Origin of the sequence: Brucella sp. IR073 (assembly GCF_049065735.1) — a bacterium.
Taxonomy (GTDB): domain Bacteria; phylum Pseudomonadota; class Alphaproteobacteria; order Rhizobiales; family Rhizobiaceae; genus Paramesorhizobium.
In genome coordinates, this window is the sequence record NZ_JBAKHD010000001.1 from 335,150 (window position 1) to 356,034 (window position 20,885).

Here is a 20,885-nt window from a genome sequence, read left to right on the forward strand (position 1 = left end):
GTCTGAAACGAAATGCTCTACGGCCCCAAGAGAAGAGTCATAAAATCATGAGCTTTACCCTCGCCATAGTCGGGCGTCCGAATGTCGGCAAGTCCACGCTGTTCAACCGGCTTGCCGGGCAGAAGCTGGCGCTTGTCGATGATACGCCTGGCGTAACGCGCGACCGCCGGGTGCATGACGGCAAGCTCTACGATTTGAAATTCAAGGTCGTCGACACCGCCGGCCTGGAGGAGACGGGCAGCGAGACGCTGGAAGGCCGGATGCGCGCCCAGACCGAGATTGCCATTGCCGAAGCCGACGTGATCCTGTTCATGATCGACGCCAAGGCCGGCATCACTCCTGCCGACGTCACTTTCGCCGATCTTGTTCGCAAGGCAGGAAAACCCGTGGTGCTGGTCGCCAACAAATCGGAATCGCGCGGCTCCGACGCCGGCTTTTACGATGCCTACCGGCTGGGGCTTGGCGAGCCATGCCCGCTTTCCGCCGAGCATGGGCAGGGCATTCCCGATCTGCGCGACGCGATTGTCGAGGCCATCGGCGAAGAGCGCGCCTTCGGTAAGGAAGAGGAAGAAGAGGAAGCCGCGGCTTTGTCTCCTTCCGAGACCACGCTGATCGGCGAGGATATCGACGACCCGGACGCGGAGGAAATCCCCGCCTACGACACGTCGAAGCCGCTGCGCATCGCCATTGTCGGACGGCCCAATGCTGGAAAATCGACCCTCATCAACACCATGCTGGGCGAGGAGCGTCTTCTCACTGGCCCGGAAGCGGGCATCACACGGGATTCGATCTCGGTCGATTGGGAGTGGCATGGCCGCCGCATCAAGCTGTTCGACACGGCGGGCCTGCGCCGCAAGTCGCGCGTGCAGGAGAAGCTTGAAAAGCTCTCCGTCGCCGACGGGCTGCGCGCCATCCGCTTCGCCGAAGTGGTCATCATCGTCTTCGACGCGACGATCCCGTTCGAGAAGCAGGATCTGCAGATCGTCGATCTCGTGGTGCGCGAAGGCCGCGCCCCGGTGCTCGCCTTCAACAAATGGGATCTGATCGAGAACCGCCAGGAAGTGCTGGCCGATTTGCGCGAAAAGACGACCCGCCTCCTGCCTCAGATTCGCGGCATCCGCGCGGTGACGATCTCGGGCGAGATGGGGCAGGGGATCGACAAGCTCATGGAGAATGTCGTCATGACCCATGAGATATGGAACCGCCGCATTTCCACGGGCCGTTTGAACCGCTGGCTCGAAGGCGTCACCACGCACCATCCGCCCCCGGCGGTTTCGGGCCGCCGGTTGAAGATCAAATACATGACGCAGGTAAAGACGCGCCCCCCCGGCTTCGTCATCGACTGCTCACGCCCCGACGCCATGCCGCAATCCTATCTGCGCTACCTCATCAACGGCCTGCGCGAGACCTTCGACATGCCCGGCGTGCCGATCCGGCTATCGCTGAAGACCTCGGACAACCCGTTCGCGGGCCGGGCGAAGAAGCGGCATTAGGGCGGGTCATATTTGATGGAAGCGCCCGGATATTATTTGGAAGCGTGGCTGTAGCGGGACGGTAGAGGCATGGATTCCTGTGACAAGCACAGGAATGACGGCAGGTTTACTGTTGGCAGTAGCCCTTGGCCCCGTTCGCCTGGCAAGGATGGTTTCTGTGGCGCAGAAACATCTCCCCCGTCATTCCTGTGCTTGTCACAGGAATCCATGCCTCTACAGCCGTCTTACCTTCAACGACGCAGAATTGCGATCGCTTCTATCTAATGAATCGAATTAGAACCGGTAGCCCAGGCGAATACCCGTCGCCTCGGCGCCGTTGTTCTCGTCGCATAGATTGGCGTTGGAAAAATGGTCGGTATAGAGCTGTGCCGTCCAGTTGTCGGTCAGGTCATAGCCGAGGCCGGCTCCCAGATGAAAGAGCACACGGCATCCCAGCGCCTTGTAGGTGGTTGGGTCGTGCAGATTGTTCGCCGTGGTGACTGCGCCGCCGAGGCTGGTCGTGAGATAGAGCTTCTCGGTCAGCTGGAAATCCCAGTTGAGGCCCGTATAGAAGAAATGAACGGGATCGTCGGCAATCGCGGCGTCGAAGCCGATATAGGGGCGGGGCGAGCCGATACCGTCGAGGAAGTCGGGCGACTTGAACAGAAATTCGCCGTTGACGACCACCCCGTCATAATCATCGGTCGAAAACAGCCCGCGATCATAGGCCATGACGCCCAGGCGAACTTCCTGCCTGTCGGCATATTTGCCGATCTGCCCGAAACGGCTTGTATCGAATAAATCCCCTGCGAGGGCGGAAGACGGAAGCAGCAACGAAACGGGAATGAACGCGCACAAAAAATGCCTGATAAGCATAGTATCCCCACCCACTTAAAGATACGAAGCATGCCTGCAGCTATAAAGCCGAATCATTTTCACATGAGCATATGTTTTGACAATCAGTTAAGCGAGAAAAAATTAAGGGGGATATGCGATGCGGGGGAAGGATCGTCACCGGCGCTTTAATCATTCCGCCGATGCGTTGAAGCAGACGAATGCCAGCTTGTTGCCGTCCGGGTCGCGCACATAGGCGGCATAGAACCCTTCGCCATATTGCGGGCGGAAGCCGGGCTTGCCCTCATCCCTTCCGCCATTCTGAATTGCCAGTTCATAAAGCCGGTCGATCAGCGCCGAATTATCCACCTGAAACGCGGTCATCACCCCATTGCCTGCGTTCGCGGGCCTTCCGTCGAAGGGGTAACCCGTGAAGAAGCGCGGGATCGTCTCGTCATCCACCTTGCCCCACGAAGCCGAGAGTTCATCCCGCCAGCACTGCTCCATTCCCATCGCTTCCATGATGGGATCGTAGAAGGCGAGCGAGCGCGTAAGGTCGTTCGTTCCAACCATTGTGTAGGCGATCATTTCCCCTTCTCCTTTCCTGTCCCTGCCAAGGCATGTTGCACAAATCGCAGCACTCCTGCCAGTACCCCGTTAACCGTCCATCAAGGTTAATGCTTCATTCTCAAGGCCGTTAACCAGCGTGCTTTGAGTTGGAGTGTCACGTGCGTCTCGATACGTCGCGGAGCCTGTTCCGCCGCCGGATACCGTTATTCCCAAAAGGGCGCCTCCGCCATATGGCTGCTCCAGCCACGCTGGGACTGGCGGTTTATTTCTTCAACCCCACTGTCGTTGCCTTTCAGGATATGTCGAGCCTCATTCGCGGCAGCGAGGCGGGCGCGCCGCGCTGGGCGGAATATATGGTGCAGACGCCCGCAGGCTCGGTGCATAAGGCCGAGACGCCTTTCGTCGATCCCTCGCTGATGACAGGCTCGATCCGGTCCGCAGGCGTGGACGTGGCGGGGGTAGGGCGCATCGCCTTTACCGGAGGCAGCGAACGTCGGGAGAAGCTGGGGATCGCCGATCCGAACCCGGACGAAAACCGTGTGAACCGCGCCGAAAAGGGAAGCCGCCTCGTCTCCGTGCTGCCCAAGGCGCCGCCCCGATCCTTCAATGCCGGGTCGCTTGTCGAACATTCGAGCCTGCTGCTGGTGCCGGTCGAGGAGCCGGAAGTGCGCATGGCCTTTGCGCCGTCGAAGATTCGCGGCAAGGAAGTGGAGATCGCGCTCGCCTTCCATAAGGCCGAGCCGCCGAAGCCGAAACCCGAAATGCCGGTGCAGCTGGCAAAGCTCATCACCAACAGCAATCCTGATATTCTGGCGACCGGCTATGCCTCCACTGGGCTTGACTATGCGAAGGCCTCGCCCTTCGAGAGCATCCTGACGGACAAGAGCGCGGGCCGCTTCACCCCGCCGGTCGGCCCGGAGGATCATGATTGGGCCAAGGCGCCGCTGCCGCCCGAAGTCTTCACCGCCCGGGAGCAGAAATGCCTGGCGGAAGCCGTCTATTTCGAGGCGCGCGGTGAGCCGGTCAAAGGGCAGGCGGCAGTGGCGCAGGTCGTGCTCAACCGCGTCCGCAATCCGGCCTATCCCAAGACGATTTGCGGCGTCGTCTACCAGAACGACGACTGGCGCAACCGTTGCCAGTTCTCATTCGCCTGCGACGGCCGCCGCCATCGGGTTACCGAGCCCGAACATTGGAAAACCGCGCAGCAGGTGGCGAAGGCGGTGTCGTCAGGCCAGATCTGGCTGCCGGAAGTCGGCTCCGCCACCCATTACCACGCCACTTACGTCAAGCCGCGCTGGGCCTCCGCCATGGAGCGCGTCAAGAAAATCGGCCTGCATATTTTTTACCGGACCTATGGCGGCGGGTGGAGCTAGCGCCAACTTTTTCCTTGCCCGCAAGGGGGAAGGGCGCGTCAGCCCTACGCATTCGTCCCGCTATCCAGCGTAATCGCCGTACCCGTCACATAGCGGCCTTCCTCGCTGGCGAGCCAGGCGACGAGGCCGGCAATGTCTTCCGGCTTGGCATAGTCCTTTATCGCCATCCGTGCGCGCTGGGCGTCAGCGTGATCCGTATCGGCTGGGTTCATGTCCGTGTCGGTCGAGCCGGGCTGGACGAGATTGACGGTGATCCGCCGGTGCCCCAGATCGCGCGCCACGCCTTTGGTCAGGCCGATGAGCGCTGCCTTGCTCGCCGAATAGAGGCTCATCCCGGGAGAAGGAACCGATTCCGCCAGATTGCTGCCGATGGTGATGATCCGCCCGCCATCAGGCAGATGCGAAACGGCGGCTCGCATCGCTGCAAAGACGGCGCGCGTATTCACCGCCATCATCTCGTCATAGGCGTCCAGCGTCGCTTCCTCTATCGGCGCCATCGAGAAAATGCCCGCATTGCTAACGAGAATGTCGAGCCGCCCGAGCGCCTTCACCGTCTCATCCACGGCGGCCTCGATGGCGGCGGCGTCCTTGTTGTCCGCCTGGATGGCGATGGCGCGCCGTCCCGTCTTGCGGATCTCCACTGCCACGGCCTCCGCCTTTTCGGGCGAGCGCGCATAGGTCAGCGCCACATCGGCCCCGTCTGCTGCGAGCCGCCGCGCGATGGCCGCGCCCATACCCCGGCTTCCGCCCGTGACCAAAGCCACTTTGCCCTGCAAGCCACTCATGTCGAATCCTTTCTGTGTTGATCGATACAGAAATCATTTCAGCCTTGCCGGACGGCGTCAAGCGATTTATGTATCAGATAATACAGAAAGGATTTTCCGATGTCCGAAAGGGGCCGTCCCCGCAGCTTCGACCGGGACAGGGCGCTGGAGCGCGCCATGGAGGTGTTCGAGATCAAGGGCTATGACGGTGCCTCCATGGCCGACCTGACTAAGGCCATGGGCATCAACTCGCCGAGCCTCTACGCTGCTTTCGGCTGCAAGGAGGCGCTGTTCCGCGAGGCGGTGGACCTTTATGCCAAAAGGGGCGCGCCCCTGTGGGAAGGGATTTCCGAAGCGCCGACGGCAAAGGCGGCGGTCGCGCATTTTCTGCGCGGCAGTGCCGTTTCCTACACCCGCCCCGGCAAGCCGCGCGGCTGCCTCATCCTGATGGGTGTCCTTCACGGCGATGGTTCCGGTCATGGCCCGCAGCGGATGCTGCAGGAGCACCGTGCCGGAAATCTTCAAATCCTCTGCGAAAGGCTGGAGCGCGCAGTGGGCGAAGGGGAGCTACCGGAGGGGCTCGATTGCCGCGCCGTCGCCACCTTTTATATTACCGTGCAGCAGGGCATGTCCTTTCAGGCTCGCGACGGAGCCAGCCGCGAAACCCTTCTGCAGGTGGCCGAATCCGCCCTTGCCGCGTGGGATGGCCTCATTTCCGCCCATACCTCAGGGAAGGCTTAAAGCGGTGACTGATGCGCCTGATTGGCGCAGTTCGGGGACGGTTGTGGAGAATTTGCGGCGGGATTTTCAATAAATATTTGATTTGAAAAGCGAAAAATCCTTTTAAAGGGATGGTTGCAGCGCCTTGACTAGGACGCGGCCTGTCAATATGTTGCGCGCGACTTTGAAGCGGGGCTGAAGCCTTGCACAACGCGCTCGAGGAGGCGTCATGGCAACGGGCAGGAAACCCGAAAGGCCGGATCGCGGACCCGCTGCGCGCGGTGGCAAGACAGGCCCCCTCTCGGAGGGGCTGGATGAACGCCGCCGCCGCCTTGAAGCCGAATTGGCCAAAAAGGGTGTGCTGAAGGAGCCAGACTCTCCGGGAGAGCGGTCGGGGACTTCTAGTGGGGTTGCCGAGGCCATGAAGCTGTCGAGCGAGTTCATCGCCGGCATTCTGGTCGGGGCGGCACTCGGCTGGCTCATCGACCGTTTCGCCGGGACGTCGCCGTGGGGGTTGATTATCTTCCTCTTCCTCGGCTTCGCTGCCGGTGTGCTCAATATTCTGCGCACGACGGGGCGTGTCGCTTCCAGCGGCATTCAGCCCGGACGGGCGCAGGGCGATGATAAAAAGGCTCCCCCTGGGGGCGGGTAATGCAAACGCCTTCGGGCAGGGACGACAGACGAGGTTAAGGTGGCCAACGATCCGATCCATCAGTTCCAGGTCTCCAGATGGATTCCCATCCACGCCGGTGGCGTCGATCTCTCCTTCACCAATGTTTCGGCCTTCATGGTTCTGACCGTCGTGGCCGCTTCCGCTTTCCTCTATTTCACCACGTCGAGCCGCAGCCTCGTGCCGGGACGGCTCCAGTCCGTTTCCGAAATGGCCTATGAGTTCGTGGCGGGGGCGTTACGAGGGTCGGCGGGATCGCAGGGGATGAAGTTCTTTCCGTTCGTCTTCTCGCTGTTCATGTTCGTGCTGGTGGCCAATTTCCTCGGCCTCTTCCCGTATTTCTATACGGTGACCAGCCAGATCATCGTCACCTTCGCGCTGTCGCTTCTCGTCATCGGCGTGGTCATTCTCTACGGCTTCTGGAAGCATGGGCTTGGTTTCCTCAAGCTCTTCGTGCCGTCAGGCGTGCCGGCAATCATCGTGCCGCTGGTGGTGCTGATCGAGATCATCTCCTTCCTGTCGCGCCCGGTCAGCCTCTCGGTCCGTTTGTTCGCCAATATGCTCGCCGGTCACATCACGCTGAAAGTCTTCGCGGGCTTCGTCGTGTCGCTTGCCGCGCTCGGCAGCGTCTGGGGCATTGGCGGCGCGATCCTGCCGCTGCTGATGACCGTGGCGATCACTGCGCTCGAATTCCTCGTGGCCTTCCTTCAGGCCTACGTCTTCACCGTTCTCACCTGCATGTACATCAACGACGCGGTACATCCGGGACACTGAGTTCTAGCCGGCGGGAGACCGCCAGAACAATCTGCGCTATTTCCATTCAAAAGGAGCTTAAACAATGGATCCCATCGCAGCAAAGTACATCGGCGCCGGTCTCGCATGCTTCGGTATGGCTGGCACGGCCCTTGGCCTTGGCAACATCTTCGGCAGCTACCTCTCGGGCGCTCTGCGCAATCCGTCCGCCGCTGACAGCCAGTTCGGCCGTCTGGTGTTCGGCTTCGCCGTGACGGAAGCTCTGGGCATCTTCTCGCTGCTCATCGCGCTTCTGCTCCTGTTCGCCGTTTAATCAACGAGCGTCAAATTCGCCGGTCGCGACAAGTGCCTCGCGCACTTGCGACCGGCGTCAGGGCATGATCCCAAACGTTGCTTAACTTTGGTTGAGATCGTGCCCCAAGGATTTTTACAAGGGGATGATGGATGTTTGTGTCCGCGGCGTTTGCCCAAAGCGAAACCCACTCTCAGCCCGCTGAAGCACCGGCGGCTGATCATGGCGCCCCTGTTGGGGCTGAGGCCGTGCACACCGAAACCGGAGTGCCGCATGAGGCCGGTCATACCGGCGTCTTTCCTCCGTTCGATTCCACCCATTATGCATCGCAGCTCCTCTGGCTGGCCATCACCTTCGGCCTTTTCTATCTCTTCCTGTCCCGCGTGGTCGTCCCGCGCTTGGGCGGAACGATCGAGGCCCGGCACAACAAGATCTCGCAGGATCTCGACCATGCCGGGCGCCTGAAGGAAGATGCCGACAATGCCATCGCCGCCTATGAGCAGGCGCTGGCCGAGGCGCGCCTCAAGGCCGGCAAGATCGCCGGGGAAGCCCGCGATGCCGCCAAGGCCAAGGCGGAAAGCGAGCGCGCCGCGATCGAGGCTTCGCTCGAGGCCAAGCTGGCGGAAGCCGAGACGCGCATCCGCGCGATCAAGGACAAGGCCATGAACGATGTGGGCGCCATCGCCGAGGACACTGCGGCGGGGATCGTCGAGCATCTCGTTGGCAGCGCGGCGGACAAGACCGCCGTATCGGCTGCCGTGAAGGCCGCGCGCGGCTAAAGGAGGGCGAAAATGGACGCTACATTTTGGGCGCTCGTCGCTCTGATCATCTTCCTCGGCATCGTCGTTTATATGAAGGTGCCGAAGATCCTCGCCAGCTCGCTCGATGAGCGCGCCGAGCGCATCCGGAATGAACTCGACGAGGCGCGCCGCCTGCGCGAGGAAGCGCAGCAGCTCCTCAACGAGTACCAGCAGAAGCGCAAGGAAGCCGAGAAGGAAGCGAGCGACATCGTAGCCGCCGCCGAGCGCGAGGCTGCCGCTCTTCTTCAGGATGCCAAGGAGAAGATGGAAGACTACGTCACCCGCCGCAACAAGCTGGCCGAGCAAAAGATCGCGCAGGCCGAGACGGAAGCCGTCAACGCGGTGCGCTCCTCGGCAGTGGAAATCGCCGTCGCCGCGGCGGAAAAGCTCATCGCCGACAAGCTCGACGTCAAGACGGCAGGAGAGCTGTTCAAGAAATCCGTCGATGAGGTAAAGGCGCGGCTGAACTGAGCCGAACGTCTCCAAGGATATTTGACCAAAACGCCGCCGTTAGGCGGCGTTTTTTATTGCGTGATGTGCGGACGGCCAGGTGCATACACCGCATTCCGAGCATTTAGGATTGTTTCAGGTCAGGGTTTGGCTCTGCCTTGGACGTTTATGAACGGAAAAACTCCAGTCAAGAAACAACTCGCATTCGTCAAATAGTATGCTATTGTCATACGAAGATCGAAAGGATACTGCCATGGCAAATCTCGCTCCGGTGAGCGTGCGGGTATCGCGGAGGGAACGTGAGTTGCTTGAAGCCGCTGCCGAGCAATCACGCACCAATCTGAGTGACTTTATCCGTCGAAAGGCGGTGGAAGCTGCCGAACTGGAACTCGTTCATCAAAATCACGTGGTTATTCCAGCGGCTGAATGGGAGAAGTTCGAGGCATGGGTGGATAGCCCGCCAAAGGATATCCCCTCTCTGCGTGACCTTGCAAAGACGCGTCCGGTATGGCGAGACTGACCTCGCCCCGTCAGCTTCGCGAGGATGACGATCGCGAGAGTTTCGATTGCGGCCGCGCGTCGATGAACGAATGGTTCCGGCGACATGCCTGGCGCAATCAGCAACTCGACATTTCCAGAACCACGGTCATATGCGACGCGGAAAAGAACGCCGTCGCAGGATATGTTACCTTGGCCGGCGGCCACATCGAGCGGGAATATCTGCCGAAAGCCTCGCAGCGCAACAGACCGGAGCACATACCGATTTTCCTGCTCGGCCAACTGGCGGTGGACCGCCGCTATCAGGGACTGGGAATCGCCCGGTCCCTGTTGTTCTATGCCCTGACGGCATCCGTGCATATCGCGAAGTCGATTGGATGTGTCGGAGTGCTGACTCACCCGCTTGATGACGGGGTGCGGGAGTTCTATCGGCGTTTCGGCTTTGAAGATCTCCCATACGATCCCCGGCGCAGCATGATCGTCAGAATCAAGGATCTCAGGCAAAACGGATTCGATCAAGAATAGGGAGTAGTCGGCGCCCTTCAATTACGGGGACTCCCCACCGTCCGCTGGGTTGGCGTTGTCTTACCAGAGTCTGTCAGAGATAATCGGAAACGGTGCTGCCTTGGGCCGTCATTCTCGGGCTTGTCCCGAGAATCTGCAACGGGACGGCCTTCAGGACGGTCATCGCTATTGCTTGCTTTTATGGCAGATATCAGGGACAAGCTCGAGGATGACGGCAGAGGCTTGGTCTGCCTCGAGATTCATCCTGTGTCTGACAGACTCTATCCCACCCGAAACCGGTCCTTTATCGGCGAAAACGTAAAGCGGTGCAGCCCGCGCACGGGGCCGTGGATCTCGATGGCCACGCGGTGCTGTTCTGTGGCGTACCCCACATGGGCTTCGAGACCGTAATGGGGGTGGTGCGTCCCGGCACGCCGCATCATGCGGTCGCGGGTGACCTTGGCGACGATGGACGCAGCGGCGATGGAAATGGAGCGCTGGTCGCCCTTGACCAGCGCGCTGCCCTCGCAGCAGAGCCCCCAAGGCACGTCGACGCCGTCGATCAGCGCATGGCCGGGCGCGAGCGTCAGGCCCGCCGCCGCACGGCGCATGGCTTCCAGCGAGGCCTTGCGGATGTCCGAGCGATCAATGCTTGGCGCCGAGAGGCTCGCCACCGAAACCGCCAGTGCGCGCGCAAGGATGATGTCGTAAAGCTTGTCGCGCATCGCCGCGGTCAGCCGCTTGGAATCGTCGAGCCCTTCCGGGAGAGAGCCGGCATCGAGGATCACCGCCGCCGCCACGACAGGCCCAGCGAGGGGGCCGCGTCCCGCCTCGTCTATTCCGGCGACGGGACGCACGCCTCGTTTCATCAGCCGCAGCTCGGTGGAAAAATCCGGCACAAGCGGCATGTCGAAGAGAAGCGGAGAATCGGTAAGCGCGCGGGTCATTGTGCGGCAACAGTCGCATTGCTTCCGATTCTCCGCAAGACCCTCCCGCAGGGGACCGGCAGGAGGGCATTCAGGCGCGGGGCTCGGGCGCCTGAAAGGAAAATCAGCACATGATCCACGGAAAGCTGCAGGCATTCTGACAGATCAGGCAGTTAATTACGCTTCATCCCCTGAGACGGGGCATGTTTTCGGACAGGATGATCCTGTCAAATCAAGCGATTAAGCCATGAGGGAGGCGAAGGTTCCTTCACGCCCACCTCAAAAAAGCGAGAGCTGGGTGCCGTATTTCGTCGGCGGCGCAAAAAGATCGGTTCTGAGCCGGGCGCGTTGCCCGTTCATCCCGAGCCGTTTAGCCGCGATCTCGAAACGCCGGCCGATTGCCCAGGCATAGGGACCGTCGCCGCGCATCCGCTTGCCCCATTCGGCGTCGTAATCCTTGCCGCCGCGCATGGAGCGCACCAGCGACATCACATGCCGGTAACGATCCGGATAGTTGCGTAAGAGCCAGTCTTTGAACAGCGGCGCGACTTCCAGCGGCAGGCGCAGCAGCACATACCCCGCGCCGCGCGCGCCCATCGCATAGGCCGAGTCTAGGATACGCTCGATCTCATGATCGTTGATGCCGGGAATGACCGGTCCCATCATGACAGCCGTCGGAATGCCCGCCTCGGAGAGCGAGCGGATCGCCTGCAGCCGCCGTGACGGCGTCGACGCGCGCGGCTCCATGGTGCGGGCGAGCTTGGCGTCGAGCGTCGTCACCGACAGCGCCACCCGTGCGAGCCCTTTTTCGGCCATGCGGGCGAGAATGTCCTGGTCGCGCGTCACCAGGGCGGATTTGGTGACGATGGCAACGGGGTGATTGGCCCCATCGAGCACTTCGAGGATTTCGCGCATGATGCGCCATTTCTTCTCCACCGGCTGATAGGGGTCGGTATTGGTGCCGATAGCGATGGTCTTGGGCTGGTAGCCGGGCTTCGCCAGCTCTTTTTCCAGAAGGCGCGGCGCATCGGGCTTGGCAAACAGCTTTGATTCGAAATCGAGCCCCGCCGAAAGCCCCATATAGCTATGCGTCGGCCGGGCGAAGCAATAGATGCAGCCATGCTCGCAGCCGCGATAGGGATTGATCGAGCGGTCGAAATTGATATCGGGGGAATCGTTGCGGGTGATGATCGTGCGCGGCTTCTCCACCTGCACGTCGGTTTTGAACGGCGGCAATTCCTCCAGCGTGCTCCAGCCATCGTCGAAGACATGGCGTGTCTGCGGTTCGTAGCGCCCCGAGGGGTTGATCCCCGCGCCGCGTCCGCGCCGGCGCCCGTGATCGATGCGCAGGCCCGTTTCCTCGATCAGCGCATTGGCATGGTCCGCCCGGCCTTCGCCGAACGCCGCCCTATCGGCATGGTGAATGACTTCCATCCTCGTCTCCGCTGGCAGGTTGCCTCAGGAGTTGGAACAAAGCCAGAACTTTTCGAACAAAGCAAGAACTTTTTTAGAACGGCGCTAAACATCATGCGGCCCAAGCATGATCCCGAAAGTTGCAGACTTCCAGGTAAGATCATGCGGCTAAATGAAGGAATTGTGGCGTTTTCGCTGGCCATGCGCTAAGCGGGAAGCATGGTATCCGTGATCATTGAAACAAAAAATGACGAGGAAGCGCTTGCTCGTACGCTGGCCGGTCTGGTGGGTGGCGCGGTCGAAGGGCTGGTGCGCGACGTCCTTATCGTCGATCACGGATCGAGCGATCACACAAGCGACGTCGCCGACGCGGCGGGCTGCGTGTTTCTTTCGAACGGGTCCTTCGCCGACGCCGTCCGGCAGGCGAGGGGCGACTGGCTCCTGCTGCTTGAGCCGGGCGCGCGGCTGCTGGAAGGCTGGGCGGAGGCGGTGCGCGACCATATCGAGGTCCTGCCCGGCCCAGCCCGCTTCACCCGCTCGGCTATCCACCGGCCCCGTTTTCTGGCGAGGATTTTCAGCCGCAACGATCCGCTGAAGGACGGCCTGCTGATCTCGAGACAGCAGGCGGCGGCGCTGCTCAAGCCCGGCTACGGTGCGCGGGATCTGGCGCGGGGGCTGTCGATGCGAAAGCTGAAGGCGGAGATTGTAATGGTCAGATAGGTCCGACCCTATGCCCGCGTCTGCGTCGCCACCACGAACCAGTCCGGATGACGCTCCTTGATATGCACCGCCGCCCGTTCTGCCGCTGTATTGTCAGGGAAAATCCCGAAGCAGGTCGCGCCGGAGCCGGACATCTGTGCGAAGCGGGCTCCGGTTTCCCGCAGCAGGCTGAGGACGCCCCCAAGCGCCGGCGAGAGGGCCAGCGCCGCCGGGTAGAGGTCATTGCGTGTTTGGCGGAGATAGGCGCACACTGCCTCGATGCCTGGAAAATCGGCTGGCGAGGGGAGCGGCGGGTTGTCCCGGCACGTGAGCGCCCGGAAGACATCAGGCGTCGAAATCCCCGTCCCGTCATTGATGAGCACGATCGGCAGGCTCGGCAAACGGGGCAGGGACGTCAGCGCCTCGCCGATGCCGCGCGCGATGAGCGGCGAGCCGATCTGCTGCCCATGCAGGCACATCGGCAGGTCCGCGCCCAGCTTAAGGCCAATGCCGCAGAGCGCAGGGAGGTCGAGGCCGAGGTTCCAGAGCATGTTGAGCGCCGCCAGCGTCGCCGCGGCATCGCTCGACCCGCCGCCGATGCCCGATGCAATCGGCAGGTTCTTGGTGAGATGGATCGCCACCGGGCTTGTCTGCCCGGCAAACCGCTCTTTAAGCGCATCCCGCGCCTTGAGAACGAGATTGCCCGTATCGACGGGAATGCCTTGAGCAAACGGCCCGCTGACGGTGAAACGGTCCGCGAAGGCGGGCGAAACGTCGATCCTATCGCCATAGGCCGCGAAGGCGACGAGGCTTTCCAGGAGATGATAGCCATCATCGCGCCGCCCGGTCACGTGCAGGGCAAGATTGATCTTGGCTGGGGCGAGGAGGGAGATGGTGTTGTGGGGGACGGCGTGGTGATTCATGCGTTTGGCCCACTCACCTCTGTTCGCGCGCTGCTACCCTTGGTCTTTACTGGAATACCATCCGCGCTTACCCCCCTCTGCCCTGCCGGGCATCTCCCCCACAAGGGGGGAGATTGGCTGTCAGTTCTGCTTTCGCTAATCGCGGACATTGCAGGATTGAGCGCCGCCATCGATGAAGGCCAATCTCCCCCCTTGTGGGGGAGATGCCCGGCAGGGCAGAGGGGGGTATTGCCCCACTGCCGGTCAAACAATCTAACCTCCACCCCGCTCAATCCTTGCGCAGGCGGTATTCGCCGGTCTTGGGGTCCTGCACCAGCGTGCCGTGGGCGCGGTTCTGGGCTTCTTTTTCGGCCTGGCGCACTTCGCGCGAAACCCGCGCCGCCTCGCGTTTGAACGCGCGGTAGCCATACCAGGCCGCCAGCCCCATGATGACGAGAAAGATGACTGACGGCATAGCCTTTAAGTCCTTGAAACCTCTATAATCCGTAGCGCGACCACAGGGCCTTCTGCTCCATCGCCGTAATGAGGCCTTCCGCTGCGCCAGACGCAGCTTGCGCCAATGCGTCCGGTTTGTGAAGCCCGGCGGCGGGAGTGGAGCGCAGCCCGAACATGCCGCGCGATCCTTCGATCAGGTTGAGTTCGGTCTTGGGCCCATATTCCTTGCGCAGGTAGGAGCGCATGTCGCCCAGCGTATCGACAAGCCCGAGCGCTTGTCCCTTGATCCCGGTCCAGAACATGCCGGTGAAGAGGTCGGGATCGTCAGAGAGCTTCGCCCCGCGCCGCTCCTTGACCATGTCGATGAAGACCTGATGCACCTCCTCCTGCAAGGCTTTCAGGTGCTCCACATCCTCCCTCTTTTCCGGAAGGAACGGGTCGAGCATCATTTTGTTCCGGCCGGAGGTGAAGATGCGCCGCTCCACGCCCACCTTCCTGATCAGTTCCTGAAAGCCGAAGCCCGAGGAGACGACGCCGATCGAGCCGACGATGGAAGAGGGGTCGGCGATGATTTCGTCGCCCGCCAGCGCGAGCATGTAGCCGCCGGATGCCGCTATATCCTCAACAAAAACATAGACCTTCTTGTTCTTTTCCTCGGCAAGATCGCGAATGCGCCGGAAGATCAGCCGGGATTGCACCGGCGAGCCGCCGGGCGAGTTGATAGAAAGCGCCACCGCCGGCGCGGATTTGTCACTGAACGCCTTGTCGAGTACCGCCGCCACCGAGGCAAGCGAAAGCGGAGCAGGGCGGAACAGCCCGCCGCCCTCCGCCATGATCGTGCCATGCAGGCGCACGACGGGGATTTCGACGCGGCTGCCCCGGAAACGGCGCGGCACGAGACGGGAAAGAATACGGGGCATGCGCAGTTCCAAATTCAATTCCACGAGCATCACTCCCGGCGGCTAACGGTCTATAGAAGCCTTCTATAGCGTTGTTTTGATAGAGCGAATAGCGAAATAGCGAATAGCTGGTAGTAAAGGGAAGAGATGAAATGCAGCCAATCTTTCCTATTCGCCATTCGCTATTCGCTTTTTACCGCAGAACCTCAACAGCACATAGCCGCAGATCGCCGAAAGCACCGATCCGGTCAGCACGCCGATCTTCGTCTCGTTTTGCAGATGCTCAGAAGCGGCGAAGGAGAGGAGGCCGATGAACAGGCTCATCGTGAAGCCGATGCCGCAGAGCAGCGCCACGCCATAGAGCTGGATCCAGCTCGCCCCCGTCGGCTTTGCGGCAAGGCGCAGCTTGATCGCCAGCCATGCCGCGCCGAAGACGCCCACCTGCTTGCCGAGGAAGAGGCCGAGCGCAATGCCGAGGGTCAGCGTATCCCTGAAGACGGACACATCCACCCCGGCGAAGGAAACGCCCGCATTGGCGAAGCCGAAAATGGGCACGATCAGGAACGCCACCCAGCCGGAAAGCGCATGCTCCAGCTTGTGCAGCGGCGAGTCCATGTCGTCGGGCTTTGCCGGGGCGGGCTTCAGCGGAATGGTCATCGCCAGGACCACGCCGGCAATCGTGGCGTGGACGCCCGAGCGCAGCACCAGATACCAAAGCACGAAGCCGACCACGAGATAGGGCAGGAGCCGCATCACGCCCATGCGGTTCATGAGAATGAGGATAAGCGTCGCGACGGCGGCGGCGCCGAGATAGGCAAGCGAGAGATCGGCCGTATAGAAGATCGCGATGATCACTACCGCCGCGAGGTCATCGAGAATGGCCAGCGTCGCCAGGAATACCTTGAGGCTCGAAGGCACGCGCGAACCGAGCAGCGATATGACGCCGAGCGCGAAGGCGATGTCGGTCGCCGAGGGGATCGCCCAGCCGCGGATCGTCTCGGGATTGCCGCTGTTGAGCGCGGCGAAGATCAGCGCCGGGACGATCACGCCCCCGGCCGCGGCGATGCCCGGAAGGATACGGTTCGACCAGCTCGCCAATTGCCCGTCCAGAAACTCGCGCTTGATCTCCAGCCCGACCAGCAGGAAGAAGATCACCATCAGCGCGTCGTTGACCCAATGCAGAACGCTGAGACCGCCGATATAGGCGTGAAGCGTGTGAAAATAGGTTTCGGCCCATGGCGAATTGGCGACGATGAGCGCCAGCGCCGCCGCGCCCATCAGCACGATGCCGCCGGCGGCTTCGCTGTCGAGGAATTGGCGCAGGACGGAGACGGGGCGTTTGAGGTTGCTGGCTTCAATCATCAAGCATTCCAATCTTGGCAAAATAGCGGACTTGAATTTGAGAGTACGCTGCTTTTCGCAAAATCGGACCCGTTATAAAAGCCCTTTTCGCCCGTTATTAATCGCATCCGCGCGTTCCGTGAACGCGTGTCCGCTCGGCCCGTGCAGCACCAGCGCGGGGGCGAGCGTCAGCTTTGCGCGGCTGCCACGGACACCCAGCACGACGATGCGGATGGCCGCTTCATCCGCGCGCGGCTGCACCGGCACCAGCGTCAAGCCGCCGAACCGGCCCGCAAGCGCGGCCAGCATATCCGCAATCGACTGGGGCCGCGCGATGATGGCGATGCCGCCGCCGGGCTTTACGATCGCCGCCGCGGTCCGAATCCATTGCTCGAACATGTCCTTGCCCATGACATGCGCCTCCGCCTTCACCGCATCGGGCGTGCGCCGGTCGGCTTCGGCGTTGAAGGGCGGGTTCATGATGGCAAAGTCGAAGGCGTTGTCGGCAAGGCCCGCGGCATTGCGCGCCCGCCCGGTCAATGTCACATCGGCTTCGATGAGCGTTGCACGGGTTGAAATCCCGGCATTGAGGGGATGCTCCAGCGTCTTGAGGGCGAAACCGGCCATGAAGGCGGAGCGTTCCACCAGCGTCACATGGGCGGCCGGGCACCGCGCCGCCACCGCCAGCCCCGCCGCGCCCGCACCCGCGCCCAGATCAACGAGCCTGCCGGAAAATCCGTCCGGCACGGCGCTGGCGAGGATCATCGCGTCCACCCCCGCCCGATGACCCTTCATCGCCGGCTGGACGAGATGGAACGCGCCGCGATGAAACGCGTCGAGCGTCTCGCCCGCGTCCTCGGCGGACGGGCTGTTCTGTTCCGGCAGGGCGCTCATGCCAATCCCAGCGGCCGCAATTCATGCCCGATGCCCGCATCGCCCAGAATCTGGCGTGCGCGCTCGGCTTCCGCCTTGTCCACCATAAGGCGGCGCGGCAGCACGCCGAGCGACCCCTCGATGATGCTCATATTCGAATCGGCAACGAAATGCGCAATCCCCGCCTCCGCCAGCAGCGCCTCGGCGAAGGAGATCAGGACGAGATCATTGGTTCGCATCAATTCGATCATGGCTATAACATGAGGGGTCGGACAAGCGTTGGCAACTGTGGGCGCGACGGAATGTAACCCATTTGTTGCTTGAGCATAGGGCCCCGCTCCAATAATGTGGCGCCGAATTTGGGCGCATGATCCCGAACCGAAGGTCAGCGGCGGCAAAAAGTTGCAGACTTTTCGGATAAGATTATGTGAATTTAATAGGCCGGAGCGGGACGCCGTTCCAGGGAGTATGGCATTGGGTGTGGTACTGAGCCTCGACGAGAAGAAAAAGCACGAAGGATCGGTCCAGCCGCTGATCGATCTGACGAAGGCCGATATGGCCCGCGTCAACGAACTGATCCTGTCCAAGGCGGGGTCGGACGTCGAGATGATCCCTGAAGTGGCGAACCATCTGATCTCCTCGGGCGGCAAGCGGCTGCGTCCGATGATGACGCTCGCAAGCAGCCGCATGTGCGGCTATGAGGGCGAGGGGCATGTCAAGCTCGCCACCGCGGTCGAGTTCATGCACACCGCCACGCTGCTCCATGACGATGTGGTGGACGAAAGCGATCTGCGCCGCGGCAAAAGCACCGCCCGCATGATCTGGGGCAACCAGGCAAGCGTGCTCGTCGGCGACTTCCTGCTGGGTCAGGCGTTCAAGATGATGGTCGATGTCGGCTCGCTCGATGCTCTCGACGTGCTGGCGACGTCCGCTTCCATCATCGCGGAGGGCGAGGTGATGCAGCTTGCCGCCGCCAAGAACATGGAGACGACGGAAGACGAATATCTCGCCGTCATCAAGGCGAAGACGGCGGCGCTGTTTTCGGCGGCGGCGGAAGTCGGCCCGATCATCGCCGGTGCGCCGCGCGCCGACCGGGTGGCCCTGCGCTCCTACGGCCTCAATCTCGGCCTCGCCTTCCAGCTCGTCGACGATGCGCTCGATTATGGCGGCAGCGCCCGGGACCTCGGCAAGAATGTCGGCGATGATTTCCGCGAGGGCAAGATCACCATGCCGCTGCTCCTCTCCTATCGCCGGGGCACGGCGGAGGAGCGCACCTTCTGGAAACACGCCATCGAGGACGGCGCGAGCGACGACGCCGCGCTGGAAAAAGCCATCGGCCTGATGACGCGCTATGGCGCGATTGCCGATACCGTCCAGCGCGCCCGCCATTTCGGCGAAATCGCCCGCGACGCGCTGGCGCCTCTTCCTGCGACAGCGGAAAAGGATGCCCTGCTCGATGTGATCGATTTCTGCATCAGCCGGGTGAATTGAGCTTTCTTGCGCGGTGGCTGTAAAAAGGCCATGGTTGATGATGGAAATGGTAGCGGGACAATACCCCCCTCTGCCCTGCCGGGCATCTCCCCCTCAAGGGGGGAGATTTCGCCTTCATTGGCGTTCGGTGCCAATCGCTCGCGTCGTAGGATGAACGCCGCGGGGAGTGCCAGCCAATCTCCCCCCTTGCGGGGGAGATGCCCGGCAGGGCAGAAGGGGGTGGATTCTGGACGCAGACATTCGAACGAAAAGGAATAACGGAATGCGGCGAAGCCCGATCTACGGTTCTCTCTATGGATTGCTTCTAGCCGCAACCGTCAGCATGGCATGGCCCGCGCCGGGCGCGCTGGCGAAAACCGGCAATTCGCTGACGCCCATCCGCACCGGCTCCTTCGCCGGGGCCTATCTCGCGGGCCGGGTCGCCGAGAGCGACAATGATCTCTCCGCCGCCGTCGCCTATTACCGCCAGGCGCTGGCTTTCGACCCCTCCAACCAGTCGATGAAGCAGGACCTGCTCATAACGCTTCTCACCGATGGCCGGTTCAGCGATGCGCTGCCGCTGGCCGAGGAGCTGAAGAACGTGCCGGAAGTGGAGCGCTTCTCGCGCGTGGCGCTCGCCATCGACGCCATTTCCCGCAAGCAATACCGCAAGGCCGGCCCGCTGCTGATGCTCTCGCTGCAATCGGATATGGACCGCCTTTCCACGGGCCTGATGTCGGCCTGGGCCACCTTCGGCACCGGCAAGACGAAGGATGCGCTTGCCGCCATCGACAAGATGGAAGGGCCGGAATGGTATAATCTCTTCAAGACCTATAATTCCGCCCTGATGGCCGACGCCGCAGGTGACAAGACCGCCGCGGCCAAATTCTATCAGGAAGCCTTCGACGACCGCACCGGCGGCGGCGCCGCGCCCGACACCTATGAGCGCGTCGTCGAGGCCTATGCCTCGTTCAAGGCGCGCGGCGGCGACCGGCAGGGCGCGATCGAGCTGCTCGACCAGGCGCAGGAGCTGCTTTCGGGCCGGCTTGCGCTCAGCGAATTGCGCGCCAAGCTGGAGCGGGGCGAGCGCTTGAAGCCGCTCGTCGCCACGCCGCAGCAGGGGGCTGCAGAAGTGCTCTATACGCTCGGCACCGCGATCAATCGCGGCGGCGCGGAGGCCTTCGCCAAGCTTTATCTCCAGATGTCGCTGCCGCTGCGCCCGAATGACGACGCCACGCTGTTCCAGCTCGGCGATATCGCCGCCAAATTGCAGCAGCCGCAAAAGGCTATCGAATATTACGCCAAGGTGCCGAAGGATTCGGTCTACCGGCGCGATGCGGAAATGCAGCTGGGCCTCAACCTCGCCGAAACCGACAAGACCGACGAGGCGATCCAGCATCTGAAAGTGCTGGTCGACCAGGACAAGACCGATATGCGCTCCTATCTGGCGCTGGGCGCGGTCTATGCGCAGCAGAAGAATTTCCGCAAGGCCGCCGAAACCTATGACGCGGCGGTCAAGATGATCGGCACACCGACGCAGGAGGACTGGGGCCTCTTCTACCAGCGCGGCATCGCCTATGAGCGCCTGAAGGAATGGGACAAGGCGGAGCCGAATTTCCGGCAGGCGCTGAAGCTCTATCCCGACCAGCCGCAGGTGCTGAACTATCTCGGCTATTCCTGGGTGGACATGAACATGAACCTCGATGAGGCGCTCGACATGATCCGCAAGGCAGTCGAGCTGCGCCCGCAGGACGGCTACATCGTCGATTCGCTGGGCTGGGCCTATTACAAGCTCGGCCGGTATAACGAGGCGGTGACGGAACTGGAAAAGGCCGTGAAGCTTCGCCCCGAGGACGCGACGATCAACGATCACCTGGGCGACGCCTACTGGCGCGCCGGCCGCAAGCTGGAGGCGACGTTCCAATGGCGTCACGCCCTGGCCTCCAAGCCCGAGCCGGAAGAAATCGCCAAGATCGAAGCCAAGCTGAAAAGCGGCCTGCCGGCGGAGGATGGTCGCAAGGCGGCGGAGGTGAAGCCGCAGTAAGCAGCGCCTTTCCCTCCCCCTTGCGGGGAGGGTGGCCCGAAGGGTCGGGTGGGGGTAGTAAATGCAGCGCGCTATGGTCGGCGTTGCACGCAATCGTCGCCCACCCCCCTCTGCCCTGCCGGGCATCTCCCCCTCAAGGGGGGAGATTGGCCGTCATTGATG

The 20,885-nt window shown here is 62.1% G+C and carries 24 protein-coding genes; 13 read left to right on the forward strand and 11 right to left on the reverse strand.

Annotated features, from left to right (window positions below):
- The first annotated feature begins 47 nt into the window (after positions 1–47).
- The gene (der, locus tag ACOWVG_RS01635; RefSeq protein ID WP_420959716.1) at positions 48–1,493 is read left to right on the forward strand and encodes a ribosome biogenesis GTPase Der; all 1,446 of its coding nucleotides are present in this window, start codon (positions 48–50) and stop codon (positions 1,491–1,493) included.
- A gap of 273 nt (positions 1,494–1,766) precedes the next feature.
- Here der and ACOWVG_RS01640 read toward each other — a convergent pair whose 3' ends face one another.
- Both ACOWVG_RS01640 and ACOWVG_RS01645 read right to left on the reverse strand, forming a co-directional pair.
- A complete protein-coding gene (locus ACOWVG_RS01640; protein WP_420959717.1) occupies positions 1,767–2,348 on the reverse strand; it encodes an acyloxyacyl hydrolase in 582 nt (193 codons plus the stop codon).
- 150 nt (positions 2,349–2,498) lie between these two features.
- Entirely contained in the window at positions 2,499–2,894 is a 396-nt protein-coding gene (locus ACOWVG_RS01645) for a VOC family protein (RefSeq protein ID WP_420959718.1), read from the reverse strand.
- A gap of 212 nt (positions 2,895–3,106) precedes the next feature.
- Between ACOWVG_RS01645 and ACOWVG_RS01650 the strand changes: the two genes are divergently transcribed.
- Positions 3,107–4,249: a cell wall hydrolase gene (locus tag ACOWVG_RS01650; protein ID WP_420959719.1), complete on the forward strand. Its 1,143-nt coding sequence runs from the start codon at positions 3,107–3,109 to the stop codon at positions 4,247–4,249.
- Positions 4,250–4,293: 44 nt separating this feature from the next.
- On the opposite strand, the gene ACOWVG_RS01655 is transcribed toward ACOWVG_RS01650, so the two are convergent.
- Positions 4,294–5,034, reverse strand: coding sequence for an SDR family NAD(P)-dependent oxidoreductase (locus tag ACOWVG_RS01655; RefSeq protein WP_420959720.1), 741 nt, complete (start codon positions 5,032–5,034; stop codon positions 4,294–4,296).
- 99 nt (positions 5,035–5,133) lie between these two features.
- Between ACOWVG_RS01655 and ACOWVG_RS01660 the strand changes: the two genes are divergently transcribed.
- The 8 genes from ACOWVG_RS01660 to ACOWVG_RS01695 all read left to right on the forward strand — a co-directional run bounded on the left by ACOWVG_RS01660 (position 5,134) and on the right by ACOWVG_RS01695 (position 9,721).
- Positions 5,134–5,754, forward strand: a complete 621-nt coding sequence (locus ACOWVG_RS01660; RefSeq protein ID WP_420959721.1) for a TetR/AcrR family transcriptional regulator — start codon at positions 5,134–5,136, stop codon at positions 5,752–5,754.
- A 208-nt stretch (positions 5,755–5,962) separates the two neighbouring features.
- On the forward strand, positions 5,963–6,385 hold the full coding sequence (locus ACOWVG_RS01665; protein ID WP_420959722.1) for an AtpZ/AtpI family protein: 423 nt from the start codon (positions 5,963–5,965) through the stop codon (positions 6,383–6,385).
- A gap of 39 nt (positions 6,386–6,424) precedes the next feature.
- Positions 6,425–7,177 carry a F0F1 ATP synthase subunit A gene (locus ACOWVG_RS01670; RefSeq protein WP_420959723.1) on the forward strand — a complete coding sequence of 251 codons (753 nt, stop codon included), beginning with the start codon at positions 6,425–6,427 and terminating at the stop codon, positions 7,175–7,177.
- Positions 7,178–7,241: 64 nt separating this feature from the next.
- Positions 7,242–7,469 carry a F0F1 ATP synthase subunit C gene (locus tag ACOWVG_RS01675; protein WP_110747887.1) on the forward strand — a complete coding sequence of 76 codons (228 nt, stop codon included), beginning with the start codon at positions 7,242–7,244 and terminating at the stop codon, positions 7,467–7,469.
- 131 nt (positions 7,470–7,600) lie between these two features.
- Positions 7,601–8,227 (forward strand): F0F1 ATP synthase subunit B, encoded by a 627-nt coding sequence (locus ACOWVG_RS01680; RefSeq protein WP_420959724.1) that lies wholly within the window; start codon positions 7,601–7,603, stop codon positions 8,225–8,227.
- A gap of 12 nt (positions 8,228–8,239) precedes the next feature.
- The gene (locus ACOWVG_RS01685; protein WP_420959725.1) at positions 8,240–8,719 is read left to right on the forward strand and encodes a F0F1 ATP synthase subunit B; all 480 of its coding nucleotides are present in this window, start codon (positions 8,240–8,242) and stop codon (positions 8,717–8,719) included.
- Between the two features lie 232 nt (positions 8,720–8,951).
- Positions 8,952–9,218, forward strand: a complete 267-nt coding sequence (locus tag ACOWVG_RS01690) for a DUF1778 domain-containing protein (RefSeq protein ID WP_420959726.1) — start codon at positions 8,952–8,954, stop codon at positions 9,216–9,218.
- Positions 9,206–9,721 carry a GNAT family N-acetyltransferase gene (locus tag ACOWVG_RS01695; RefSeq protein WP_420959727.1) on the forward strand — a complete coding sequence of 172 codons (516 nt, stop codon included), beginning with the start codon at positions 9,206–9,208 and terminating at the stop codon, positions 9,719–9,721. The genes ACOWVG_RS01690 and ACOWVG_RS01695 overlap by 13 nt, the downstream gene beginning before the upstream one ends.
- Before the next feature lie 260 nt (positions 9,722–9,981).
- Here ACOWVG_RS01695 and ACOWVG_RS01700 read toward each other — a convergent pair whose 3' ends face one another.
- Positions 9,982–10,647 (reverse strand): ribonuclease HII, encoded by a 666-nt coding sequence (locus ACOWVG_RS01700; protein WP_420959729.1) that lies wholly within the window; start codon positions 10,645–10,647, stop codon positions 9,982–9,984.
- 258 nt (positions 10,648–10,905) lie between these two features.
- Positions 10,906–12,060 (reverse strand): PA0069 family radical SAM protein, encoded by a 1,155-nt coding sequence (locus ACOWVG_RS01705; protein WP_420959730.1) that lies wholly within the window; start codon positions 12,058–12,060, stop codon positions 10,906–10,908.
- 198 nt (positions 12,061–12,258) lie between these two features.
- Here ACOWVG_RS01705 and ACOWVG_RS01710 point away from each other — a divergent pair, with 198 nt between their 5' ends.
- Positions 12,259–12,759 (forward strand): glycosyltransferase, encoded by a 501-nt coding sequence (locus ACOWVG_RS01710; RefSeq protein WP_420959731.1) that lies wholly within the window; start codon positions 12,259–12,261, stop codon positions 12,757–12,759.
- Between the two features lie 8 nt (positions 12,760–12,767).
- Here the strand turns inward: ACOWVG_RS01710 and ACOWVG_RS01715 are convergent, their stop codons facing one another.
- The 6 genes from ACOWVG_RS01715 to ACOWVG_RS01740 form a co-directional block, all read right to left on the reverse strand.
- Positions 12,768–13,661: a 4-(cytidine 5'-diphospho)-2-C-methyl-D-erythritol kinase gene (locus ACOWVG_RS01715; protein WP_420959732.1), complete on the reverse strand. Its 894-nt coding sequence runs from the start codon at positions 13,659–13,661 to the stop codon at positions 12,768–12,770.
- A 268-nt stretch (positions 13,662–13,929) separates the two neighbouring features.
- Entirely contained in the window at positions 13,930–14,115 is a 186-nt protein-coding gene (locus tag ACOWVG_RS01720) for a hypothetical protein (RefSeq protein WP_420959733.1), read from the reverse strand.
- 22 nt (positions 14,116–14,137) lie between these two features.
- Positions 14,138–15,016 carry a S49 family peptidase gene (locus tag ACOWVG_RS01725; RefSeq protein ID WP_420959734.1) on the reverse strand — a complete coding sequence of 293 codons (879 nt, stop codon included), beginning with the start codon at positions 15,014–15,016 and terminating at the stop codon, positions 14,138–14,140.
- Positions 15,017–15,163: 147 nt separating this feature from the next.
- Complete coding sequence (gene nhaA / locus ACOWVG_RS01730) at positions 15,164–16,357, reverse strand: Na+/H+ antiporter NhaA (protein WP_420959735.1); 1,194 nt, start codon at positions 16,355–16,357, stop codon at positions 15,164–15,166.
- Between the two features lie 72 nt (positions 16,358–16,429).
- Positions 16,430–17,230: a tRNA1(Val) (adenine(37)-N6)-methyltransferase gene (locus tag ACOWVG_RS01735; RefSeq protein ID WP_420959736.1), complete on the reverse strand. Its 801-nt coding sequence runs from the start codon at positions 17,228–17,230 to the stop codon at positions 16,430–16,432.
- A complete protein-coding gene (locus ACOWVG_RS01740) occupies positions 17,227–17,460 on the reverse strand; it encodes a DUF2007 domain-containing protein (RefSeq protein WP_420959737.1) in 234 nt (77 codons plus the stop codon). The genes ACOWVG_RS01735 and ACOWVG_RS01740 overlap by 4 nt, the downstream gene beginning before the upstream one ends.
- A 223-nt stretch (positions 17,461–17,683) precedes the next feature.
- On the opposite strand from ACOWVG_RS01740, the gene ACOWVG_RS01745 reads away from it, so the two are divergent.
- Positions 17,684–18,700: a polyprenyl synthetase family protein gene (locus ACOWVG_RS01745; RefSeq protein WP_420959738.1), complete on the forward strand. Its 1,017-nt coding sequence runs from the start codon at positions 17,684–17,686 to the stop codon at positions 18,698–18,700.
- A gap of 262 nt (positions 18,701–18,962) precedes the next feature.
- A complete protein-coding gene (locus ACOWVG_RS01750) occupies positions 18,963–20,723 on the forward strand; it encodes a tetratricopeptide repeat protein (RefSeq protein WP_420959739.1) in 1,761 nt (586 codons plus the stop codon).
- Positions 20,724–20,885: the final 162 nt, after the last annotated feature.

Bases quoted from the DNA above. Each gene is read 5' to 3' on its own strand.
- ACOWVG_RS01695 (WP_420959727.1), top strand. From the start codon at position 9,206: ATGGCGAGACTGACCTCGCCCCGTCAGCTTCGCGAGGATGACGATCGC.
- ACOWVG_RS01710 (WP_420959731.1), top strand. From the start codon at position 12,259: ATGGTATCCGTGATCATTGAAACAAAAAATGACGAGGAAGCGCTTGCT.
- ACOWVG_RS01720 (WP_420959733.1), bottom strand. From the start codon at position 14,115: ATGCCGTCAGTCATCTTTCTCGTCATCATGGGGCTGGCGGCCTGGTAT.
- ACOWVG_RS01650 (WP_420959719.1), top strand. From the start codon at position 3,107: ATGGCTGCTCCAGCCACGCTGGGACTGGCGGTTTATTTCTTCAACCCC.
- ACOWVG_RS01705 (WP_420959730.1), bottom strand. From the start codon at position 12,060: ATGGAAGTCATTCACCATGCCGATAGGGCGGCGTTCGGCGAAGGCCGG.
- ACOWVG_RS01725 (WP_420959734.1), bottom strand. From the start codon at position 15,016: ATGCCCCGTATTCTTTCCCGTCTCGTGCCGCGCCGTTTCCGGGGCAGC.
- ACOWVG_RS01735 (WP_420959736.1), bottom strand. From the start codon at position 17,230: ATGAGCGCCCTGCCGGAACAGAACAGCCCGTCCGCCGAGGACGCGGGC.
- ACOWVG_RS01750 (WP_420959739.1), top strand. From the start codon at position 18,963: ATGCGGCGAAGCCCGATCTACGGTTCTCTCTATGGATTGCTTCTAGCC.
- ACOWVG_RS01645 (WP_420959718.1), bottom strand. From the start codon at position 2,894: ATGATCGCCTACACAATGGTTGGAACGAACGACCTTACGCGCTCGCTC.
- ACOWVG_RS01655 (WP_420959720.1), bottom strand. From the start codon at position 5,034: ATGAGTGGCTTGCAGGGCAAAGTGGCTTTGGTCACGGGCGGAAGCCGG.
- ACOWVG_RS01690 (WP_420959726.1), top strand. From the start codon at position 8,952: ATGGCAAATCTCGCTCCGGTGAGCGTGCGGGTATCGCGGAGGGAACGT.
- nhaA (WP_420959735.1), bottom strand. From the start codon at position 16,357: ATGATTGAAGCCAGCAACCTCAAACGCCCCGTCTCCGTCCTGCGCCAA.
- ACOWVG_RS01685 (WP_420959725.1), top strand. From the start codon at position 8,240: ATGGACGCTACATTTTGGGCGCTCGTCGCTCTGATCATCTTCCTCGGC.
- der (WP_420959716.1), top strand. From the start codon at position 48: ATGAGCTTTACCCTCGCCATAGTCGGGCGTCCGAATGTCGGCAAGTCC.
- ACOWVG_RS01715 (WP_420959732.1), bottom strand. From the start codon at position 13,661: ATGAATCACCACGCCGTCCCCCACAACACCATCTCCCTCCTCGCCCCA.
- ACOWVG_RS01740 (WP_420959737.1), bottom strand. From the start codon at position 17,460: ATGATCGAATTGATGCGAACCAATGATCTCGTCCTGATCTCCTTCGCC.
- ACOWVG_RS01680 (WP_420959724.1), top strand. From the start codon at position 7,601: ATGTTTGTGTCCGCGGCGTTTGCCCAAAGCGAAACCCACTCTCAGCCC.
- ACOWVG_RS01640 (WP_420959717.1), bottom strand. From the start codon at position 2,348: ATGCTTATCAGGCATTTTTTGTGCGCGTTCATTCCCGTTTCGTTGCTG.
- ACOWVG_RS01700 (WP_420959729.1), bottom strand. From the start codon at position 10,647: ATGACCCGCGCGCTTACCGATTCTCCGCTTCTCTTCGACATGCCGCTT.
- ACOWVG_RS01660 (WP_420959721.1), top strand. From the start codon at position 5,134: ATGTCCGAAAGGGGCCGTCCCCGCAGCTTCGACCGGGACAGGGCGCTG.
- ACOWVG_RS01665 (WP_420959722.1), top strand. From the start codon at position 5,963: ATGGCAACGGGCAGGAAACCCGAAAGGCCGGATCGCGGACCCGCTGCG.
- ACOWVG_RS01675 (WP_110747887.1), top strand. From the start codon at position 7,242: ATGGATCCCATCGCAGCAAAGTACATCGGCGCCGGTCTCGCATGCTTC.